Below are 21,171 nucleotides of genomic sequence, written 5' to 3'. Positions count from 1 at the left end.
GATTATATAAATAACCTTGTCGCTAATTTTATTTCATTGGCTTTATGCTAATTCTTTATCATAGTTTGGATTGTTGAAAATTTCTTTATCAAGTTCTCCAGTTAAACGGGAAGTGGTTACACCAGAAACCATTGCGCCATTTACATTCAATGCTGTTCGGCCCATATCGATTAATGGTTCAACAGAAATTAATACCCCAGCTAATGCTACAGGTAAATCTAAGGCAGACAAAACGATTATGGCTGCAAATGTTGCACCACCACCAACACCAGCTACACCAAATGAACTGATAGCCACTATTAAAATAACCGTTGCGATAAATCCAGGATCTAATGGGTTAATTCCCACTGTAGGTGCAATCATAATAGCTAACATAGCAGGATAAACACCGGCACAACCGTTTTGACCGATGGATAAGCCAAATGAACCGGCAAAGTTAGCAATCCCCTCAGGTACGCCTAAACGATCAGTTTGTGTTTTTAAATTTAATGGTAAAGTCCCTGCACTTGAACGAGAAGTAAAAGCAAATAGTAAAGTTTCAGAAACCTTTTTTAAATACATTATTGGACTTAGCCCTGTTAACGAAATAATGATTAAGTGAATAATAAATACGGCAATTAATGCAACATATGAAGCGATAACAAATTTACCTAAATTATAAATTGCTGCAAAATCACTTGTTGCAACAGTTCGAGCCATAATCGCTAATATACCATATGGAGTTAAGCGTAAAACGATTGTCACAATACCCATTACTAATGAGTAAATAGCATCAATTCCTTTTTTAATTGTTTTAGAAGTCTCTTCATCTTTACGGACAATACGCAAATAGGCGAATCCTAAAAATGCTGCAAATATAACAACAGCAATAGTAGATGTTGCTCTAGCGCCAGTTAAATCTAAAAATGGATTTGCAGGGAAAAGTGTTAAAATTTGTTCAGGTAATGAAGCAACTGTCCCTGATTGTTCCTCCAATGTTTCCCCACGTGCGATTTCGCTTTCTCCCTGTACTAATTCGGAAGCATCTAAGTCGAAAACTGTTGCTGAAAGTATCCCCACTCCAGCTGAAATTGCCGTAGTACCGATTAATATGAATAAAATAAATCCAGCAATTTTACCTAAATTCGCACCAAGCTTCATTTTCGTAAATGCAGATAGAATGGATATGAATACTAAGGGCATTGCAACCATTTGAAGTAATTTAACATATCCTGTACCTACTATGTTATACCAAGGGACAGTATTTCCGATTGTAGCAGAATCAGCACCATAAATTAATTGCAGCACTAAACCTAGTAAAATCCCGAGCCCTAATCCAATAAACACGCGATTTGAAAACTTTACATGCTTTTTATTTAAAAATTGTAGAAATAAAAGTAGTATGAGTAATATTGCTACATTTATTATTGTATATAAATCCATTTGATTTCCTCCTTTAAGAATCTAATTTTAAATTTTATTCGCATAAAACATATAAGTCAAGTAAGAATTATCGTATTTTATTATATTTCAATGAAAAACAAATAATAACGTACTATTTTACTATATTGGTTGAAATTTACTGAATTTAAGACGAATTCTAATTTATTGGACAGTTTTATTGTGATAAAGAATTCGCTAAATATACAGAAGACTATTTGGAATTTCATTAGATGTTCGTTTCTATCAATTGTAGAGTAATTTTGGTAAAATTAAATTTACGAATTATGAATTGGGAAGGAAATTAAAATCGTCATGAAATCACCATATACATTTCAACATATTGCGCCAACTGATAGAAGTAAAGGAAGTGATGCAGCAATCTTTTTATTTCATGGATTAGGAAGTAATGAGGAAGATTTGCTTCAGCTTGTCGAGTCCCTAAAAGGTAAATGCCACATATTTAGTTTGAGAGGACCAATTACTCACTTTCCAGGTTATGCCTTTTATACGTTTGAAGAAGAAGGAAAGCCAAATAAAAAAGTATTCGATCAAATGATTATTTTTACAAAGCAATTTATATTAGAGGCAATTGAAGAATTTAATCTAGATATAAGTAAAGTTTACCTCATGGGATTCAACCAAGGGGCAGTCGTAACGAATACACTATCTTTAATATTCGGTAGTGAAATAGCAGGGACAATTAGTTTAAGTGGATATATCCCTGATTTTGTAATGTCTGATTATCGACAAAATATTCATGATGCCAATATTTTTATCTCTCATGGAGAATATGACTATGATTTTCCAATTTTGTGGGCAGAGGTAAGTAAACAATTTTTTGAAGAAAACGGGGCAGTTGTATCATATAATACCTATCCTGTAGGGCATGGCGTATCACCTGAAAACATCAATGATTTATTAAACTTTATAAAAATTGATTAATATAAAAACTCCACGAACGCTAGGCAAGTACGTGGAGTTTTATTTAATGTTATTCAATAATTTTTCAGCTTCATTTATCGGCATTGGTTTGTGAAAATAATAGCCTTGTCCAGTATTACATCCAATATTTTTTAATAGATTGTATTGATCAACAGTCTCAATACCTTCAGCAACAGCATGCATTTTTAATCTTGAAGCTAGCTGAATAATAGTTTGGACAACCGCAAACATTTCATCATTATTCATATTACTTATAAATGATTGATCGATTTTTATTTCAGAAAAAGGTAACTGTTGTAAATAACTTAAGGATGAAAAACCAACCCCAAAGTCATCAATTGAGCTCTCATAACCGTATTCTTTTAAACGCATCAAGATATTTTTAGCTTTCTCAAAGTCAACTAACTCAAAATTCTCCGTTACCTCCACTTTTATGTATTCCGGGCTAATATGGTATTGATGAACTAAGGAAATGAAATCATCAACAAACGTATCATGGTAAAAGTGTACGGGTGAAATGTTGACTGAAACCGGTACAAGTTTTAATCCTTTTTCTTTTCTAGCTTGTTGCCATTTTAAAACCTGTTTAAGAATAGCGTTATCAATTTCTCTTATTTTGCCACTATATTCTGCAATAGGAATAAAGGTAGCTGGTGATACCGAACCTAAAACAGGGGAGTGCCATCGAGCTAGTGCCTCAAACCCTTCAATTTCAGCAGTTTTCAGATTCACTTTAGGCTGTAAAAACGCAGAAAATTCATTATTTTTTAGCCCGTGAATTAATTGATTTAACGTATCCATCTCTTGCTGCATTAACTTATTCGTTTCTTCTTCAAAGAAAGTGATAACAGTCCCGAATTTTTTTCTAGAGCTAGTTAGTGCAATATCTGCTTGGCGAATACTTTCTTCCATTAAAACACCATTTCCGAAATGTGCAATTCCAATATTTAAGCTGATAAACATTTCTCTATCTGCTAAGACGTAGGGAGAGGTAGTTAACTCCTGTCTCAATCTCGAAACATATAAATCGATTTTGTCATCGTAAATTTTTTTGGCTGTAATAATAGACGAATTTGAAAATCGGCCATAAATGATATCCTCATTACACTCTACTTTTTGGTGGTTTTTGAGTCGATTTGCAATTTGTATTAATAATTCGTCTCCTGTTTTTCTACCATATAAATCAACTATTCCAGAATATTCACCAGGTTGAATTATAAGTATTATCCCAGTAAAATCTCCTTCAATCCATTCTGTTAAATTAGTGTAAAAATAGTTTTGATTTGGAATTCCTGTATTCATATCATAAAAAGCAAGTCTTTCTAATTCTTGTTTTTGCTCTGCATATTTTAAAGAGAGAGTAATGATGGGAGATAGCTTGTTTAAAAATTCCAAATCTGATTGTTTCAGTGATGCTTGGTCTTTTAAATAGATTGTAATACTCCCTAGTATATGATGATGTTGATTAACTATTGGCTTAGTCCAACATGATATAACTTCCAAAGAGGATATATCATTATAGATGTTGTTATTCAATTCAATTTGTTTATGTGAAACATTGTCAATATAGACAGCTTTTTCATTAAATCCAGCTGTTGGTTCAATAATATATGCATTTATTGATTCAATTAAAGTTGAGGGTAGTGAACCTGTAGCAACAACCTTTAACTCTCCAGTAGAATCTAAAACTCTAATGGCACAATATACACTTCGAATATAATACATTTCTATTTTTTGGGCGATGAGTTGTAATATTACCTCTGTATCTCCACCTTTATCGAGCTCTGCATATACTTCCCGCTCCAATTTCGATAACATTTTATCTAACATTTGATCGGTAATATTTTTACAGCATATTAAAGTAAACTGTACCTCATTTGTTTCGTCTTTTATCGGTAAGGAATATAAATAATTCCAAAAAGGCGAACCGTCTTTATGATAATGTATGATATTTATTTCAACAGGTAGTTGACTTTTTATGTTAAGGTCAATTTCAGATTCTATCTCAGGATCAGTTTTAATACCTCTTAAAGACCGTAAATTTTTACCTATCAACTCATTGTTTATATATCCTGTAAGCTCTGAAAAGGATTCATTATAATAAAGAATCGGTAAGTTTGAATCTTGCTGGTCAATAATTGCAATACATGAATTCGATTGGTCAATGATATTGCATACGAAAGAGAGTAATTGTTCCTTTGATAGGGGCATTTTATTTGGTAATAACATGGCAGTCCCCCTAAAATCAATATGATTATATATAAGTATAACAAATGAAAATAAGATTACTAGAAAAAATGTATGAATATACAGAAAATTTTTATAAATCTTAATGAACTATATATTGATGTAATAATCGAATAAATGTATTAATGCCTCTTTACCTTTTTCTTCAACAAGGTGCTCATCATTGAATTCTAATATGACGTGAGTAGAATTATCGAGAATTTTATTTTTGACAATTTCAAGTTGAACGATTACTTTACCTTCCTTTTTCAATTTCTCTTTCTTTTCCATAGTAATGGAATACATATTAAACAACCCCTCTTGCCAAATTCCTTTTATAGTTAATAGTTGTTTTTCTTCCTTTTGTTCATATTCCCATTGGACATCACGTAAGATAGTTGTAAATAATTCATTTACAGTAAAAGATTTATTTTTATACTCAATTTCAATATTACGTACTGTTTGTGCATCTAAAGTAATTGCATTTGCGGCCCTTTCTGCAGCTGCATTAATCCCAGATATCGCTTCAGTGATTTCATTTATTTTTTCAGCACAACCTGTGAGAAGAAATGTAAATAAAATTGTAATGCTAGCTATTTTAATTTTTCTCATAAGAAAACCTCCAGTCTACAAAATCACTTTATTGCCTTTAATGATAGCGAAATTTATTTAATAGCAGATGTTAAATTTCTCACTATTATCATAGGATTTTTTTGCAAAATGTGAGGATTCTATGAAAATGATTAATTCATAGGGTAAGTGTGCGAAAAACTATCGAAAAGAAAACCTAAAGCGAAAGGAAGAAAGAATGAGAATTGAAGATGACATTCTCGAAAAATTAGGAGTTTATTTTGTTTATCATGATATTTATAATCGTTATGGAATAACATTTGAAACCTTTGTTGATCGGTGGACTAGGGGAATATTGGATATTTAAAATGAAAAGGTAACTCAGAATGGCTTTTTGTAAACCATTTTGAGTTACCTTAAATTACATTTAGAAATGTCGCTTAATCCAATTGTTTGCTTCAATCCAGTTGTTAACCCGTACTACGTTTTTTGGAACAGCATTTTGATTATAGGGTGTATTGAACAATAGGACCGGAATGTTTAATTCTTCTGCAATGGCAACTGCATTATCATGTTTGTCTTCAAAAAACACTTCCACATTATGCTTTTTTGCCGTCTGCAATTTATCATGACTACCTACTAATTCAATGTGATGGTAGGGGACTTTATTTTCCTCAAACCATTTATGGGTTACATGTAAAACACTTGTATCACGAGCAGAAATATAGACAAGCTCGTAAAGGGAATGCCAATTGCGAAGTATGGATTGTGCATCCTTAGCAATTTCACTTACAGTGTACATATGTGCTTCGTTTTCCTTAAACCAACGAGAAAATTCATCGCGATCTACTGGATGAGGAAAGGCACATAAAAAATCGTATTCCGTAATATCATCTAGAACGATGTTTGTATTGTATTGTTTATTGATATGTGGAATAAGTGTATCTGGTGTTGTTACTGTTCCATCAATATCTATTCCAAATCGAGGTTTTTCTTTAGCTTTCATTTAAAACCTCCTATTTTACTTAAGATTGAGTGTTTGATGCTTTTTCTCTTTGTTCTGCCATTTCTGCAGCTAGTTTATCAATTTCTTTTTTCAGTTCTTCAACCATTGTTTCTTCTGGTACTTTACGAACTGTTTTACCTTTCATAAATAAAAGTCCTTCTCCGCGGGCACCTGCGATACCAATATCTGCTTCACGCGCTTCTCCTGGCCCATTTACTGCACAGCCAAGCACTGCCACTTTAAGAGGAACATTTAATTTAGAAATATATTCTTCTACTTCGTTTGCTATTGAGATTAAATCAATTTCAATACGTCCGCATGTTGGGCAAGAAATTAATGTCGCCATATTTGATGCTAGACCAAAGGATTTTAATAACTCTCTTGCCACCTTAACTTCTTCTACTGGATCAGCAGATAATGAAATACGTAACGTATTTCCTATACCTTTTGAAAGAATAGCCCCAAGTCCTGCAGCTGATTTGACAGTACCAGCAAATAAAGTACCTGATTCCGTAATGCCTAAGTGAAGTGGGTAGTCAAATGCCTTTGAAGCTTTTTCATATGCTTCTATAGCGAGATTTACATCAGAAGCTTTCATAGAAACGATAATATCATGGAAATCTAAGTCTTCTAATATTTTAATATGATGTAAAGCCGACTCTACCATCCCATCAGCAGTAGGATAGCCGTATTTCTCTAAAATATGGCGTTCTAATGAACCAGCATTAACTCCAATACGGATTGGAATTCCTTTTGCTTTTGCTGCATTGACAACAGCTTCCACTTTTTCACGACGACCAATATTACCTGGGTTAATACGTACTTTATCAATCCCATTTTCAATAGCCATTAAAGCAAGCTTATAGTTAAAATGAATATCCGCAACAAGTGGGATATGAATGCGTTTTTTAATGTCTGCGATTGCGTTTGCAGCACGCTCATCTGGAACGGCTACTCGCACGATTTGACAACCTGCTTCTTCTAATCGTAATATTTCAGCAACTGTCGCTTCAACATCATGTGTCTTTGTTGTACACATACTTTGGATAAATAGCTCGTTACTACCACCGATTGTTAAATTACCTACACGTACAGGACGTGTTTTTGTACGGTGAATTATTTCACTCATGAAAAATTCTCTCCTTTAACAGGTACATTGATGAAATTTTATTGTACCATCGCCACTCTATTTTATCAGTGTTAGAAAGAAAAAGACAAGGATATGCGCAATTTATTACAATTAACAAATATTTTTCACACTAGTATAAACTGGTATTTTTATTAATTCGCCCGGAACCATTGCTTGCTTTTGTAAATGGGGGTTTAATTCATAGAATTTTGCTAAACGTTCTGCAAGTGTAATGTTAGCTTCTGATGGATATGCTGCAAAGAGAGATTGTGGTGAATCTCCTAGTTCAGTTATAACTGGAATAGTTTTGATTGTATATTGTTTCTCACAATGCTGTTGTGCTTTAGGATTGTCAAATGAAGCTAATGGTAGAGTTCCATCAGTTAAATCTATTTTAATAACTGTCGCTAAAATAAAAATGATAGCAGTTATGATAAGATAACGCATAATAAAATCCCTCCTCACTCCACTATATGAAGACAGAAGGGATTCATGCATATTATTTTTTTGGCATTTTAGGATATTTCGTAGATGCGATAAAAAGTAGGATAATTGTGATGACAATTCCTATTACTGTTTCTAACACATCATGAATGGGTATGAATGAAAATAGAATTGATAATAGAGTAGCCCATGTGATTGCTAGTGCAGATGATCGCCACACATGTCGATATTCACCACGACGTTTTATTAATTTAAGTATGCCAACTCCAATAAACGCATAAACACTAATTTGTAAAAATATCAAAGCCGTTGTTGTCATAAGTAAGATTAATAGTGCGAATGGATATAATAACCATTGGATGTCTTCAACATATTGTGTTAGACCCTCTATATTATAAGTATTAGTATCGGTAGTAGACATTCCCATGACAAATTGAGTAAATGAAAATATCATTACTAAAGTAATTAAAATAAAAACATATTGAATGGTTTTACCGATTGGAAGCATCCGATATCCCGCTAATTTTTTAGGGTGTATTAAACTATCAATAAAAAGTTGTGAATGTTTTACCATCTTTTCTCCTCCATTCGAAAGTTTACCATGAAATTCATGAAAATAGAAAAATAAATAGTTGTCGGTTTTTCAAGTTACTATTGAAACTTTTATAAATTTAAATTCGTAATTTTAAAAGAAGTAGGAAGAGGAGATGTCTACCTTGGATATCATTGCATGGGCTTTAATCATTGCAAGTTTTGTCATCGCTTTTGTTGGCCTTGTTTACCCAATCATACCGTCAGTTCTATTTATATTGCTAGGCTTCATCATCTACGGATTGTTTTACTCCTTTAGTGTTTATAGTTGGTGGTTTTGGGTAATCGAAATATTACTTGTTATTCTACTATTTGTAGCAGATACAGTATCGAATTTAATTGGTGTAAAAAAGTTTGGTGGTACAAAAGCAGGGATATGGGGAAGCACTATTGGGTTGTTAGTCGGGCCTTTCATCATCCCATTCGCTGGAATATTAATAGGACCATTTTTGGGCGCGGTAGTAGGAGAATTAATAGTTACAAAATTCAATTTCATGCAAGCAATTAAATCAGGAATTGGTTCACTAATAGGTTTTATCACATCGGTCATTACAAAAGGTATATTGCAAATAGTCATGATTATTGTGTTTTTTATCGCAATCTAACGTTGCTTAAAGGATTAAAGAATTTATATGAAGGATATAATACTTTGTGGGTTACTATCTATCAGGTTATCAAAACTAGAAATCAATACTATACTCAGTCAAAAGTATGAAATGTAAATGTTTGATGTCAAATAATTGAACAATATTCCTAAATTTGATAACCTACTATTGTAATCAACATTATTTCTTATTCTAGGGAGGAAATTCAAAATGGCTTATGAATTACCAAAATTAGCGTATGCTTATGACGCGTTAGAACCACACATTGATGCAAGAACTATGGAAATCCATCACTCAAAACATCACAATACTTATGTAACAAATTTAAACAATGCAGTAGAAGGTACTGAATTTGCTGGTAAAGATTTATTAGAACTTATCTCTAACATTGATGCACTTCCAGCAGACAAACAAACTGCTGTACGTAACAACGGTGGCGGACATGCTAACCACTCTTTATTCTGGGAAATCTTAACTCCTGGTGGCGCAACTGCTCCTACAGGTGATTTAGCAGCTGCTATTGACGCTAAATTTGGTAGCTTAGATAACTTCAAATCAGAATTTGCAACAGCTGCTGCTGGCCGTTTCGGTTCAGGTTGGGCATGGTTAGTAGTTGATGGTGGAGAATTAGCAATCACTTCAACTCCAAACCAAGATTCACCTGTAATGGAAGGTAAAACACCAATTTTAGGTTTAGACGTTTGGGAGCATGCATATTACTTAAACTACCAAAACCGTCGTCCTGACTATATCTCTGCTTTCTGGAATGTAGTAAACTGGGATGTAGTAGCAGAAAAATTCGCTGCTGCGAAATAATTTGATCAACAAATAATTAAAATAAAATCAAAGGGCATTCTCCGTAAATTATGGGGTTTGCCCTTTGTTTTATTTAATTTAAATCTTTTTTAGTATTGGCTTATGGGATATCTGCTTTTATTAATAGCATTAGGCATAAAACACTCGAAACATGCTCATATTGATAATTGTGGAGGTGAGCCAATTGGCAAAAGAAAAAAGAGAAAAAAAAGGATTAGACCGTGAAGAATACGGGTATGGATTTGATTTAAGTCCAGATGATTTTGATGTAATTGGGCAAAATGATCAAGCCAAAAGACAAAATAAAAATGAAAACAAGGATAAACCTGATAATAAGCACAATCCATCAAGACTAAATGAATAAACAATAAAGTATTTGGCCATTAACATTTTGTTTTTCGCCAAATACTTTTTTTATAATCTTTTCGACAGAAGTTCTATTTATTCCCCATATTTCTTACAGTATATTAACAATGTAAAAGGGGCGAATCAGTTGTTAATAGATGGGGTCTTTTCAGGTGGAGGTATAAAAGGTTTTGCTTATGTAGGTGCATTGCAAATATTAGAAGAAAGAAACATTGAATTTAAACGTGTTGCAGGAACTAGTGCTGGTGCCATTTTAGCTTGTTTTATCGCAGCTGGCTATAAAGCATCTGAAATAGAGGAATTACTTGATGAACTGGATTTAAAGTCTTTATTAGATCCTCCGAAAATTGCTAGAACACTACCTTTTCTAAAATGGTTAAATTTATATTTTCGATTAGGTCTATATCAAGGAAAAGCGTTGGAAAAATGGTTCTATAAAAAGCTAGCAGCAAAAGATATCTACACGTTTGATGATTTACCTAGAGGATCATTAAAATTAGTAGCATCTGATTTAAGTAATGGACAGATGATCGTATTACCAGATGATCTAGATAAATATGGTATGAACTGGAAAAGGTTCTCTGTCGCAAAGGCATTAAGAATGAGCTGTGGTATACCCTTTTTCTTTGAACCAGTGAAGCTTAAGGATAATAAAGGTGAGTGTATCGTTGTGGATGGTGGTGTCTTAAGTAATTTTCCACTTTGGATATTTGATAATGGAAATATGGAACGCCCCTTAATTGGCTTTAAACTAAGTAACCCAAGTGTAGAATCTGGGCCTCGTAAAATAAGTGATGGTTTAAAAATGTTTGAAGCATTATTTGCAACGATGAGAGATGCCCATGATGAACGATATATCTCTCGAAAACATGAAAAAAATATAGTTTTTATTCCTGTAGAAGAGTATAGTGCTACACAATTTGATATAGATGAAACAGGAAAAGAAGCTTTAATTAAAATTGGTAGACAACGAACTGAGAAATTTTTAACAACGTGGAACCCTATTAGTTCTTCTTCAATTTTAAAAGTCAAAATTTAATAAATTCAGATAGCATAAAAGTACAATTCAAGTATTTCAGAATTGTACTTTTAACATTTTGGACAGCTCATTCTAATTTTAAAGAAATAATAACTAAAAATGAAAACAATTACTATATAATAATGCTAAAACTAGTAAGGAGAAACATATGTGGAATTTAACAAAAGAGGCGAAAAAAAGGTTTCAAACTTGTAATCTATTACCTATCCATGAATCAGATGGCGATTGGGAAAGTGAATTCGAATATGCTAAAGAAGAAGGAATCGATTTAACAAAACGATTAGCTGAGGATCTTGAAATGGTAAAGGAGGAATTATTAACAGTGTTACCAAGCCGTTTCATCCCATTTGTTGAAGATGGTACACTTAATCAGCCTACATTACCAAAGAGTGTTCGAGAAGATTATCTGCAGTGGATGCGAGAATGTGATAAGGAATTTGAAGAAATTTTAGCTACAGCCTATGAAAACACAAAATCGACAATCCCTTATTTAAGTGAAAATGTACAAGAAGTTTTTAATGATAGCTTGCATGATTCTATTATTGAACGAATTGAGAGAGAAAATCAAAATCTTCATATATTTTTAAATGCAGAGGGCGGTTTTACCAATAAAACAATCATTCATTTTATTTTTAAGGATGTACTAAGAGAAGAAAGTGACGAGCCACTACAAATTGGTCAATGGTTTATATACAACGAGTTGAAAAAAACGGACAAAGGCTTCGCGTTTAGAGTGTTATTGGATTGTCCAGATTCAGAGTGGACAATTGAGGCACAAAATATAGATGCATCGTATTACTATAGACCAGTTAACTACGCAAAATTACGTGATGAACGCCGAATAATGGATAAAAGTATTGAAGAATATATTCAAGAGTTAAACAAAGACCAACACCAACAATATTTCTTCATTACTCCAGATGCAAATATAACGATTAGCGGCTTTAAGGATAGCGCACCTTTTGTAAATTTAGAAGTAGGGGAAATTCAACTAAAGGATCAAAAACTTATACTATCTCTTAACCAAAACAGTTTTGAATACGATCTTAAAGAACAAAGCTTTATTCATTTTATATATACAGATATATATGAAGATCCATATGCCCAATTTAATATAGCTGTTCCAATTGATGAATTAGAGCAAGCTGTATTCAGTGATGATTTAGACTATCAAGTTCGAGCATGGAATACAATGTATTCAAATCCAGAAGAGACAAAGGATATCGTGAATCGAATTTTCATGAAAATGGATGTGACCGAAGAAAATGAGATGATGTTAAGTATCTATTTGAATCATTTCAATAAACACAAAGTATTAACAGAGAATGTACTTTCTAAATTTGCTACTTTAATAGATGAATAGAATGTTGACGGTGGGACATAAGGAGAAAATTGCAATTCGGAAGGTTCATTGAAGTGGAAGGCACGAAGACTCCTACGGGAACAGCACGAGCTAAAAGCATCCGGACTAAAGCATAGCGAGGGGAAAGGCTGAGGCCGTGCCCGTGGAAAGTAGCGCCTTTAATGGAAATCGACAATTTCTTAATATGTATTGTAAATAGAAAAAGACTGCAGACAATCTCAAGTGGGGCTGTCCCAAAAGAAAAAATTTCTTAGAACTACTCAAAGGAAAATGGTATTTTTTTGCTACTAATTATATTGAAAAGTAGTTGATTGGAGTGGAAGGCGGCGAGTGCATCTGCCGCTTGCGCTTTCGATGCAAAGCAAAGCTTTCCTGCGGGAGCAAAGAGCAGTGGTGAGACCCCGCAGAGCGAAGCGAAAGGAGCACCGCTCGCCACTGGATGCGCGTCCGCCTGGAACGGAAATCAACTAACATTTATCAAAAAAGTATAATTTTGAAATAGTGGTCGATTGTAATTTTCCGCTTATTGGACAGCCCCTTTCATTCAAATCTTACCATGGGATAGTCGTACAAAATTCAGGGTAGTAAATTTAAATAATCGGATTTTAATTATTTTTTGCCTAATTTTCTGTAAAATATTTGATTTTGAAAGATGAAAATACGAACAAAGAACAGAAGACAACATATAATAGAGTAAAGAAATAAAACCTGCTAAAAAATTTAAGCGTTTTCACACGATACATAACTTCTGCCCCTAACATTCAGCCCCATTTACATAAAAAGGTTAGGTGGTGAGGCAAATGGAATACTTTATTTTAGGATTATCACTCTGGCTAATTATCATTGTATCGCTGCTTTTTATGGTAAGAGGGTTCCAAAAGAAGTCTCGTCCAATGATTTACATTAGTATCGTAGGTTATTTATTGCCGATGTTACACTTTGCTACGTACGAAAAATACTATCTCGCCTTCGCGCTTCTTTCACTCTTTCCGTTAATAAAAGCATTTTATATGAAAGGATAGATCCATATCTACTATAAGCTAGTCTTTTACGGCTAGCTCTTTTCAATTTTAAAGTAAGTCGTTATTTAAGAGCTCTTCCTTATGTACCACTCAAAAATACAATACAAAATTTCTAAATACCAAAAATAAAGACAATCAAAGTGATAAGTTCTGAATATAATATAATAAGCATAAATTATTATTAAAGCGCTTACATTTCCTATATAAAAATAACACTTAACTAACGTAAAAGAGTTTTTTATACATAACTAGTTAGGTGGTGAGCAAATGGAATCATTAGAATTAAAACTGTTACTTTGGTTCTTTATTATTTTTTCTTTGATGTTCATCATTAGAGGGGTTCAGAAAAAATCTAAGTTATTTATCTATTTTGGGACGATTGTTTATTTTCTTTCTACGCTCTACCTTGCACAATTTGATCAACAGTATTTCATTTATTCATTGTTCTCCATTATTCCATTTGTATTTTCATTTTTCATAAAAAAACAGGAAATAAGTTAATTTTATGAGCTGATCATTAATGATCAGCTTTTTTATGGTTAAAAAAGGAATTTATACGTTTGATACAAATTTAAATGTAAAAAATCTCAATTTTTAATCATTAAGTACATATTATTTAAATTTTCTAAATTATAAAATTATTAAGGAGGAAATACTAACTATTGGGGTGAATTTATGGAGAAAGAAATAATTCAATTTTTTATCGATGTTGTTGGTAAAGAAAATGTAAAGCATTCAACAGCACAATTACTGGCTTATTCCTATGATGCAACTGCTAATTTTCAAGCTTTACCGGAAATTGTCGTCTCGCCACGTAATACCGAAGAAGTATGCCAAATCGTTAAAATTTGCAATGAATATAAAATTCCAATAGTTCCACGAGGCTCTGGCTCTAACCTGGCTGCCGGGACTGTACCCAATCAAGGTGGAGTCGTTATTTTATTTAATAATATGAATCAAATAATAGAGTTTGATAGAGAAAATTTAACCATTACAGTACAGCCAGGAATGATAACAGCAGACATATGTCATTTCGTTGAAAAAGAAAACCTGTTTTATCCGCCAGATCCAAGCTCTATGAAGATTTCAACAATTGGTGGCAACATTAGTGAAAACTCAGGGGGCTTGCGCGGTTTAAAGTACGGAGTTACAAAGGATTATGTGAAAGGGCTTACAGTGGTTCTAGCAAACGGTGAACTATTAAAAACCGGTGGCAAATTAGCAAAGGATGTTGCAGGCTATGATCTTACAGCTCTACTAGTAGGGTCTGAAGGTACACTAGGGGTAATTACAGAAATTACTTTGAAATTAATACCGTTACCAAAAAATAAAATGACAAGTATTGCTTATTTTCATTCATTAGAGGCTGCTGCAGAGACGGTCTCTACGATTATTGCAAATAAAATTATTCCTGTAACCCTTGAATTTTTAGATAAAAAAACCATTGAGGCCGTTGAGCAATTTATGAAAATAGGATTATCAACGGATGTAGAAGCCATGTTACTTTTTGAACAAGATGGTGAATTAGCACAGGTGAAAAACGATATTCATGAAATGACGCAAATTGCTATATCTAAAGGGGCAACCTTTACTCAAATTGCAAAGGATGAAACAGAAGCAGAAAGGTTAAAAACAGCAAGACGTGTAGCATTATCAGCTTTATCAAGATTAAGACCTACTACAATTTTAGAGGATGCTACAGTTCCAAGATCTGAAATTGCAGAAATGGTAAGAAGGATTAATCAAATAGCTAAAAAATATGATTTAACTATTGCAACATTTGGTCATGCGGGCGATGGAAATTTACATCCTACTTGTTTAACAGATATTCGTAATAGTGAGGAAATGAAGCGTGTTGAACATGCATTTGAAGAAATATTTGAAGCTGCTATTTCTTTAGGTGGAACCATTACAGGTGAACACGGAATTGGTGAAATGAAAGCCCCTTATTTAGAATGGAAGGTTGGCGCCTCAGGTATTGAAATGATGAAGGGGATTAAAGCGGTGTTTGATCCTAAAAACATTATGAATCCAGGGAAAGTGTTTTGCAAAGGAAACTAAAAAGAGAGTGGTGGTTCAAAGTGGTCAATAATCAGATGCAGGTTGCCTTTCAAGAACATGTTAATGAAGATTATTTATTAGACTGTATGCGTTGTGGATTCTGCTTATCTTCTTGTCCGACTTATATTCAAACTCAACAGGATGAGTCACAATCTCCTCGTGGAAGAATTGCATTGATGAAAGCTGTCCGTGATGGGGTAGTAGAGTGGGATTCTTCCATTGAAAATTCCTTTAATCTTTGTTTAGGATGTCGAGCATGTGAGCCAGCATGTCCTGCAGGAGTACAGTATGGTGCATTAATTGAGCAAACACGTGTAGCTATTCAACAAATAAAACAGCCAAAAGGCATCAAAAAAATCGTTCAAAATACAACATTTAATCATTTATTTGCGGATAAAAAAGATTTAGGAAAAGCAGTTAGTTTAGTGCGTTTCTATCAAAAATCAGGTTTGCAAAAAGTAACTAGAAAAATAGGTTTCCTTAACCTATTCCCTTCGTTTTTAAAAGAAATGGAGAAGGCATTGCCTGAAGTTCCGAAAAAGGTCGAGCAGTTATCACCAATAACGAAAAGTCCTATAAAAGTAGCCTTTTTTACAGGGTGTTTGATGGATTCGTTATTTAAAGAAATTAACGATAAGACGATTGAAACCATTAGATTTTTAGGTGCAGAAGTAATTATTCCAAAATTTCAGCAATGCTGTGGCGCCTTACATGCCCATAGTGGAGAATTAGAAAAAGGGATAAAAAATGCACGTGCTAATATTAATGCATTTGACAGTGATGAATATGATTTTATTGTAAATAATGCAGGTGGCTGTGGCGCCTTTTTATCTGAATATGAAAAACATTTAAAAAGTGAGCAAAAATATAAAGAAAAAGCAGAAAGATTCTCAACGAAAACAATCGATATTTCATCTCTATTAATTAAATTAGGATTATTAGATTATTTGAAAACGTTACCAAAAAAAGCTGAAAAAGTAGCTGTCACATATCAGGATTCCTGTCATTTAAGAAACGTAAATAAAGTTTTTAATCAACCGCGGGCAATTCTTGAAAATTTACCTGGTGTTGAATTTAGAGAGATGGCTAATGCAGATACATGTTGTGGATCGGCAGGCATTTATAATCTATTACAACCTAAAATGGCTAATAACATACTAGAAACGAAGATGAAATATGTGAAAGAAGTGAATCCAACTTATATCGTCACATCAAATCCTGGGTGTTTAATGCAGATGCAGGTAGGAATCAATAAAGAAGGTTTGTCTAGTTATGTTCGTGCCGTCCATATAGTAGATATAGTATATGAACAAATAATCGCTAATAAACCTTTAATTTCAAACGAAGTAGTAGATTGTGAACTTGTTCCAGCAATAGATTAGGGGGCGGAATATGTTTGATTTACAAATAATTGGTCCAAAGATTGTAGACGAATTAAAAAACTTAATAGATAAAGATGTAGTCGTTATCGATCATAATGGATTTATTATTGCGAGTACAGATATTTCGAGATTGAATCAGTTCCATGAAGGCTCATTACTTGCGATGAAGGATAAACAGGTTATGCATATGACAACTGAATTATCTGAAAAGCTAAAAGGGGTACGTGAAGGGATGGTCATGCCTTTAATTTTTGATAATACTCCTATTGGTGTCATTGGGATAACAGGGAAGCCGTCAGAAATAGAAAAATATTGTAAACTTGTACAAAAAATAACCCAATTATTTGTAGAGGATTTTTTAACTCGACAGGAAAAAGAACGAGATACAAGAATGTTTGAATTTTTCCTATTAGATTTACTAAACGGAAGAATTGATAAGGAAATTCTTGCTCAACGAGTAGAAATGATTGGAATCGATACTGAAATTTATAATCGTATTGTAATCTTAAGAGTTGAAAGGCGTTTTGAATATAGTGAAATTGATTTTCTATCTAGTATTCAGACCATTCATCCTTTAGTTAAAATCACACAATGGAGCTTCGATAAAATTGTTATGCTCGTACCTGATGTTTCTAGAACACATTTAGAAAAAGGATTAAATACATTAAAACGAAAAATAGAAAAAATTTATAAAACAGCGGTTAATATAGGTGTTGGGAACAAGTGTGAATTTTATACATTAAAGGATTCCTATGATAAGGCAAGTATTGCATTGACTACAGCGATAAATGAATGTGAGGAAATCGTTTTTGAAGAGGATCTAACAATTGAATTGTTACTTTCCGAAATTTCTGATACAAAAATACAAGATTTTTTCGAACGTACGATAAAGCCAATTATTTTTGATGAAGAATTAATGCTAAACCTTGAAATGTGGTTGAATAGTAATGGCTCACTACAGGAAATCGCTAATGATCTTCATATTCATAAAAATACTTTAAAATATCGTTTGAAAAAGATTGAAAAACTTCTAGATATAGATATCAACACTAGTAAAAATAAGCTAGATTTAAATCTGGCTCTTTATTTATATAGAAAATACTACTGTGAAATGTAGGTCTTGAATTGTTAGAAATCAAGACCTTTTTATTTTGTTCGAACAAAAATTAGTCCAATTTGTACAAAAAGTTTAGATGTTTTGTATATATTTTATTAGTTTTCAGAATTATAAAATAATTACAATTCAAAGTTGTAAGCGCTTTGAACCAATTACTAATGCAAAGGGGATAGTGAAATGCACGCATCAAAAAAGGGGAAATTCTTTCTATTAACATTAATTATTTCAATCGTAATGGTCTTAGCCGCATGCGGAGGAAGTACACAACCAAGTAATAGTTCAGAAGGTAACACAGGTGGCGCTAATACTGAAGAAGCAAAATCTTATAATTTAAAAATGTCTGTTACGGTTGGAGAAGCTTCAACATGGTATGAAGCAGCCCAAAAGCTAGCAGATGATATCGAGAAAGAAACTGATGGTCGCATCACAATTGAAGTATTTTCAAACGAACAATTATCTGGAGGAGATTCAGGTAAAGCGGTTGAAGGTTTAGCAAAGGGATCGATTGATTTAACATTCAACTCAACAATCATTTATTCAATTTTAGATGCACGTTTTGGAGTAGCAAGTGCTCCGTTCCTATTTGACAATCTTGATCAAGTAGATCCAGTATTCGCTGGTAAAGGTGGCGAAATGATTAAAGAGATTTTAGCCGAAAAAGGTGTTCATACTTTAGGATTTGGTGAAAACGGTTTCAGACAATTAACAAATAGTAAAGTGAATGTTAAATCTCCATCAGATTTACAAGGATTAAAGATTCGTATTCCTGGTATTACGATGTATACAGATTTATACCGTCAATTAGGTACAGATCCTTCAACAATGACTTTCTCTGAAGTATTTACTGCCCTTCAACAAGGAACGATTGATGGTCAGGAAAATCCGATTGATGTAATCTACTCTTCTAAACTTAATGAAGTTCAACAATATTTAACATTATGGAATTACTCTTATGACCCATTAGTTTTAGGTATTAATAAAGAATTATACGACTCTATGAGTGATGAAGATAAGGCGTTATTCGATCGTTTAGGAAAAGAAGCAGCAGAGTATCAAGTGAAAATTACACGTGAAAGAGAAACTGAACAAATAAAAGAATTAGAAGAATTGGGTATGACAGTTTATACACCAACTGCAGAAGAAATAACTGCATTTAAAGAAGCAGTACAACCAATTTATGATCAATATGAAAGCATTTGGGGAACAGAGTTACTTGAAGCATTCCAAGAAAGATAATGGGGGAATTGGAATGAAAGCTCTTGATTATTTTGAAGAAATATTATTATTTATTACATTTTTAACGATTACTTTAATCACATTTGCAAATGTTCTATCACGAAACTTTTTTAAATTTTCATTTTCCTTTACAGAAGAAATTACGATTAACTTACTTGTTTTATTAACTTTTGTTGGTACTGCTCTAGGTGTGCGAAGATTTGCACACCTTGGCTTTACATTAATTTATGATTTAGTAGGAAAATTGGGAAAAAAAATTATTATCGTGTTTTCTTCATTAATGGGTGCGGCGTTGTTTAGTATTTTATTGTATTACGGATATGAAATGGTTCAATTCCAAATGAAAATAAATCAAACAACACCTGCATTAGGAATGCCACAATGGATTTTATCTTTAGCGTTGCCTTTAGGCGCTGCTCTTTGTCTCATCCGTACTATTCAAGTGACAATTGCAGAGTGGAAATCGGTAAATAAGCAATCTGAAGGCAAGGAGGGGGAAGTATAATGACTGCAATAATACTATTTACTGCATTTTTAATACTGGTTGCATTGCGAGTCCCGATTGCTATTTCCCTTGCTGTGTCGTCCGTTGTTGTTTTGTTTGTTAATAATGGCTTAGATAGTTTTGAAGTTGTAACGGACATTATGTATACAAGTGTCGCTAAGTTTACCCTTCTTGCAATTCCTTTCTTTATATTAGCTGGTGTAATTATGGATCAAATCGGCATTTCAAAAAGATTGATAGATTTTGCCCAAGCTCTAGTTGGCCATCGTAAAGGAGGGATTGTTCTAGTAACGGTAATAGTGGCAATCTTCTTTGCAGCTATCTCTGGTTCTGGACCAGCAACCGTTGCGGCAATCGGTGGTATTTTAATCCCAGCTATGATCAAAAATGGTTATCGCAAAGAAACGGCTGGAGGACTAGTTGCGAGCGCAGGTGCGATCGGTATTATTATTCCACCATCTATTGCGTTTATCGTATTTGCAATTGTTGCAGGCGATCAAATACCGATTACGATTAATCGGTTATTTATGGCAGGTATTGTACCAGGGATATTGGTCGGAATTGGTTTGTTTATCGCAGGAATGTATGTAAGAAATCGAGATATTAAACGCGGAGTATTTAACCAATCGGAAGAAGCAACTGTAAAGGAAAGTACTGGTAAAGAAAAATGGGATGCATTTGTTCGTGCAATTCCAGGATTGTTGATGCCAGTTATTATTCTTGGCGGAATTTATGGTGGTTTTTTCACACCTACTGAAGCGGCTGTCGTTGCTGTAATGTATGGTTTAATCATTGGAATATTCATAATGCGTAAAGAGTATTTTAAAATCCTATATAAGATTTTTATTGAATCAGCTTTACAAACAGCTGTAGTAATGATCATCGTAAGTGCAGCATCAGTTTTTGCTTATATTGTTACAACAGAACTTATCGCAGCAACAATATCAGATGCAGTATTAGGTATTACAGATAATAAATATATCATTCTACTACTAGTTAACATCATATTGCTACTAGCTGGTGCATTTATCGACGCAATTTCTGCTTTTTATATTTTTGTTCCGATCTTGCTTCCAATTATGCTTCAGTTAAATGTTGACCCAACAGTATTTGGTGTGTTTATGACGATCAATCTGGCTATTGGTTTATTTACACCACCAGTTGGAATAAACCTATATGTTGCAGCAAGTATGTCAAGAACAAACATCTTGCAAATTTCTCGTGGAGTTGTTCCATTTATTGTAGCTTCTATTATTGTTCTATTAATCGTAACGTATATACCGGTTATTACAACATTTTTACCTGATTTGCTTGGTGTGAAATAACTGT

21 protein-coding genes and 1 pseudogene are annotated in these 21,171 nt (G+C 33.2%); 15 read left to right on the top strand and 7 right to left on the bottom strand.

Going from position 1 to position 21,171, the window contains the following annotated elements; genetic code table 11:
• Window positions 1–42 precede the first annotated feature (42 nt).
• Window positions 43–1,422, bottom strand: a complete 1,380-nt coding sequence (locus CD30_RS05620; protein ID WP_036173633.1) for an L-cystine transporter — start codon at window positions 1,420–1,422, stop codon at window positions 43–45.
• 312 nt (window positions 1,423–1,734) lie between these two features.
• On the opposite strand from CD30_RS05620, the gene CD30_RS05615 reads away from it, so the two are divergent.
• Window positions 1,735–2,364 (top strand): alpha/beta hydrolase, encoded by a 630-nt coding sequence (locus tag CD30_RS05615; RefSeq protein WP_036173632.1) that lies wholly within the window; start codon window positions 1,735–1,737, stop codon window positions 2,362–2,364.
• A 39-nt stretch (window positions 2,365–2,403) separates the two neighbouring features.
• Here CD30_RS05615 and CD30_RS05610 read toward each other — a convergent pair whose 3' ends face one another.
• Both CD30_RS05610 and CD30_RS05605 read right to left on the bottom strand, forming a co-directional pair.
• The gene (locus CD30_RS05610; RefSeq protein WP_036173629.1) at window positions 2,404–4,593 is read right to left on the bottom strand and encodes an EAL domain-containing protein; all 2,190 of its coding nucleotides are present in this window, start codon (window positions 4,591–4,593) and stop codon (window positions 2,404–2,406) included.
• Between the two features lie 108 nt (window positions 4,594–4,701).
• Window positions 4,702–5,202, bottom strand: coding sequence for a hypothetical protein (locus tag CD30_RS05605; RefSeq protein WP_036173626.1), 501 nt, complete (start codon window positions 5,200–5,202; stop codon window positions 4,702–4,704).
• Window positions 5,203–5,398: 196 nt separating this feature from the next.
• Between CD30_RS05605 and CD30_RS20620 the strand changes: the two genes are divergently transcribed.
• A complete protein-coding gene (locus CD30_RS20620; RefSeq protein ID WP_268871080.1) occupies window positions 5,399–5,527 on the top strand; it encodes a hypothetical protein in 129 nt (42 codons plus the stop codon).
• Between the two features lie 60 nt (window positions 5,528–5,587).
• On the opposite strand, the gene CD30_RS05600 is transcribed toward CD30_RS20620, so the two are convergent.
• The 4 genes from CD30_RS05600 to CD30_RS05585 all read right to left on the bottom strand — a co-directional run bounded on the left by CD30_RS05600 (window position 5,588) and on the right by CD30_RS05585 (window position 8,313).
• The gene (locus tag CD30_RS05600; protein WP_036173622.1) at window positions 5,588–6,166 is read right to left on the bottom strand and encodes a nucleotidase; all 579 of its coding nucleotides are present in this window, start codon (window positions 6,164–6,166) and stop codon (window positions 5,588–5,590) included.
• A 19-nt stretch (window positions 6,167–6,185) separates the two neighbouring features.
• Complete coding sequence (ispG, locus tag CD30_RS05595; protein ID WP_036173619.1) at window positions 6,186–7,295, bottom strand: flavodoxin-dependent (E)-4-hydroxy-3-methylbut-2-enyl-diphosphate synthase; 1,110 nt, start codon at window positions 7,293–7,295, stop codon at window positions 6,186–6,188.
• A gap of 111 nt (window positions 7,296–7,406) precedes the next feature.
• Window positions 7,407–7,742, bottom strand: coding sequence for a hypothetical protein (locus tag CD30_RS05590; RefSeq protein WP_036173614.1), 336 nt, complete (start codon window positions 7,740–7,742; stop codon window positions 7,407–7,409).
• A 52-nt stretch (window positions 7,743–7,794) separates the two neighbouring features.
• Window positions 7,795–8,313 carry a DUF1189 family protein gene (locus CD30_RS05585; RefSeq protein ID WP_036173612.1) on the bottom strand — a complete coding sequence of 173 codons (519 nt, stop codon included), beginning with the start codon at window positions 8,311–8,313 and terminating at the stop codon, window positions 7,795–7,797.
• Between the two features lie 142 nt (window positions 8,314–8,455).
• Between CD30_RS05585 and CD30_RS05580 the strand changes: the two genes are divergently transcribed.
• The 13 genes and pseudogenes from CD30_RS05580 (at window position 8,456) to CD30_RS05515 (ending at window position 21,167) form a co-directional block, all read left to right on the top strand.
• Window positions 8,456–8,935, top strand: coding sequence for a DUF456 domain-containing protein (locus tag CD30_RS05580; RefSeq protein ID WP_036173610.1), 480 nt, complete (start codon window positions 8,456–8,458; stop codon window positions 8,933–8,935).
• A gap of 210 nt (window positions 8,936–9,145) precedes the next feature.
• Window positions 9,146–9,751 carry a superoxide dismutase gene (locus CD30_RS05575; protein ID WP_036173608.1) on the top strand — a complete coding sequence of 202 codons (606 nt, stop codon included), beginning with the start codon at window positions 9,146–9,148 and terminating at the stop codon, window positions 9,749–9,751.
• Window positions 9,752–9,926: 175 nt separating this feature from the next.
• The gene (locus CD30_RS05570) at window positions 9,927–10,115 is read left to right on the top strand and encodes a hypothetical protein (RefSeq protein WP_235802006.1); all 189 of its coding nucleotides are present in this window, start codon (window positions 9,927–9,929) and stop codon (window positions 10,113–10,115) included.
• Window positions 10,116–10,244: 129 nt separating this feature from the next.
• Window positions 10,245–11,156, top strand: coding sequence for a patatin-like phospholipase family protein (locus CD30_RS05565; protein ID WP_036173604.1), 912 nt, complete (start codon window positions 10,245–10,247; stop codon window positions 11,154–11,156).
• 148 nt (window positions 11,157–11,304) lie between these two features.
• Entirely contained in the window at window positions 11,305–12,519 is a 1,215-nt protein-coding gene (locus tag CD30_RS05560; protein WP_036173600.1) for a DUF4085 family protein, read from the top strand.
• Between the two features lie 800 nt (window positions 12,520–13,319).
• Window positions 13,320–13,541, top strand: a complete 222-nt coding sequence (locus tag CD30_RS05550) for a hypothetical protein (RefSeq protein WP_036173595.1) — start codon at window positions 13,320–13,322, stop codon at window positions 13,539–13,541.
• Between the two features lie 267 nt (window positions 13,542–13,808).
• Window positions 13,809–14,042 carry a hypothetical protein gene (locus CD30_RS05545; protein WP_036173593.1) on the top strand — a complete coding sequence of 78 codons (234 nt, stop codon included), beginning with the start codon at window positions 13,809–13,811 and terminating at the stop codon, window positions 14,040–14,042.
• A 174-nt stretch (window positions 14,043–14,216) separates the two neighbouring features.
• A pseudogene (locus CD30_RS05540) lies at window positions 14,217–15,633 on the top strand (FAD-linked oxidase C-terminal domain-containing protein).
• Window positions 15,623–16,984, top strand: coding sequence for a (Fe-S)-binding protein (locus tag CD30_RS05535; RefSeq protein ID WP_328286119.1), 1,362 nt, complete (start codon window positions 15,623–15,625; stop codon window positions 16,982–16,984). The pseudogene CD30_RS05540 and the gene CD30_RS05535 overlap by 11 nt, the downstream one beginning before the upstream one ends.
• Before the next feature lie 10 nt (window positions 16,985–16,994).
• Window positions 16,995–18,101, top strand: coding sequence for a CdaR family transcriptional regulator (locus CD30_RS05530; RefSeq protein ID WP_036173591.1), 1,107 nt, complete (start codon window positions 16,995–16,997; stop codon window positions 18,099–18,101).
• A gap of 177 nt (window positions 18,102–18,278) precedes the next feature.
• Window positions 18,279–19,337 carry a DctP family TRAP transporter solute-binding subunit gene (locus CD30_RS05525; protein ID WP_036173587.1) on the top strand — a complete coding sequence of 353 codons (1,059 nt, stop codon included), beginning with the start codon at window positions 18,279–18,281 and terminating at the stop codon, window positions 19,335–19,337.
• Window positions 19,338–19,350: 13 nt separating this feature from the next.
• Window positions 19,351–19,842 (top strand): TRAP transporter small permease, encoded by a 492-nt coding sequence (locus CD30_RS05520; protein WP_036173679.1) that lies wholly within the window; start codon window positions 19,351–19,353, stop codon window positions 19,840–19,842.
• Window positions 19,842–21,167: a TRAP transporter large permease gene (locus CD30_RS05515; protein WP_036173585.1), complete on the top strand. Its 1,326-nt coding sequence runs from the start codon at window positions 19,842–19,844 to the stop codon at window positions 21,165–21,167. The genes CD30_RS05520 and CD30_RS05515 overlap by 1 nt, the downstream gene beginning before the upstream one ends.
• The last annotated feature ends 4 nt before the right edge of the window (window positions 21,168–21,171 follow it).

Origin of the sequence: Ureibacillus massiliensis 4400831 = CIP 108448 = CCUG 49529, assembly GCF_000772965.1 — a bacterium.
Classification (GTDB): Bacteria; Bacillota; Bacilli; order Bacillales_A; family Planococcaceae; genus Ureibacillus; species Ureibacillus massiliensis.
Note: the sequence above shows the minus strand (reverse complement) of the source record. Positions and strands in the feature narration are given on the sequence as shown.

Bases quoted from the DNA above. Each gene is read 5' to 3' on its own strand.
- CD30_RS05610 (WP_036173629.1), bottom strand. From the start codon at position 4,593: ATGTTATTACCAAATAAAATGCCCCTATCAAAGGAACAATTACTCTCT.
- CD30_RS05530 (WP_036173591.1), top strand. From the start codon at position 16,995: ATGTTTGATTTACAAATAATTGGTCCAAAGATTGTAGACGAATTAAAA.
- CD30_RS05615 (WP_036173632.1), top strand. From the start codon at position 1,735: ATGAAATCACCATATACATTTCAACATATTGCGCCAACTGATAGAAGT.
- CD30_RS05600 (WP_036173622.1), bottom strand. From the start codon at position 6,166: ATGAAAGCTAAAGAAAAACCTCGATTTGGAATAGATATTGATGGAACA.
- CD30_RS05590 (WP_036173614.1), bottom strand. From the start codon at position 7,742: ATGCGTTATCTTATCATAACTGCTATCATTTTTATTTTAGCGACAGTT.
- CD30_RS05585 (WP_036173612.1), bottom strand. From the start codon at position 8,313: ATGGTAAAACATTCACAACTTTTTATTGATAGTTTAATACACCCTAAA.
- CD30_RS05525 (WP_036173587.1), top strand. From the start codon at position 18,279: ATGCACGCATCAAAAAAGGGGAAATTCTTTCTATTAACATTAATTATT.
- CD30_RS05560 (WP_036173600.1), top strand. From the start codon at position 11,305: ATGTGGAATTTAACAAAAGAGGCGAAAAAAAGGTTTCAAACTTGTAAT.
- CD30_RS20620 (WP_268871080.1), top strand. From the start codon at position 5,399: ATGAGAATTGAAGATGACATTCTCGAAAAATTAGGAGTTTATTTTGTT.
- ispG (WP_036173619.1), bottom strand. From the start codon at position 7,295: ATGAGTGAAATAATTCACCGTACAAAAACACGTCCTGTACGTGTAGGT.
- CD30_RS05515 (WP_036173585.1), top strand. From the start codon at position 19,842: ATGACTGCAATAATACTATTTACTGCATTTTTAATACTGGTTGCATTG.
- CD30_RS05520 (WP_036173679.1), top strand. From the start codon at position 19,351: ATGAAAGCTCTTGATTATTTTGAAGAAATATTATTATTTATTACATTT.
- CD30_RS05545 (WP_036173593.1), top strand. From the start codon at position 13,809: ATGGAATCATTAGAATTAAAACTGTTACTTTGGTTCTTTATTATTTTT.
- CD30_RS05575 (WP_036173608.1), top strand. From the start codon at position 9,146: ATGGCTTATGAATTACCAAAATTAGCGTATGCTTATGACGCGTTAGAA.
- CD30_RS05605 (WP_036173626.1), bottom strand. From the start codon at position 5,202: ATGAGAAAAATTAAAATAGCTAGCATTACAATTTTATTTACATTTCTT.
- CD30_RS05550 (WP_036173595.1), top strand. From the start codon at position 13,320: ATGGAATACTTTATTTTAGGATTATCACTCTGGCTAATTATCATTGTA.
- CD30_RS05620 (WP_036173633.1), bottom strand. From the start codon at position 1,422: ATGGATTTATATACAATAATAAATGTAGCAATATTACTCATACTACTT.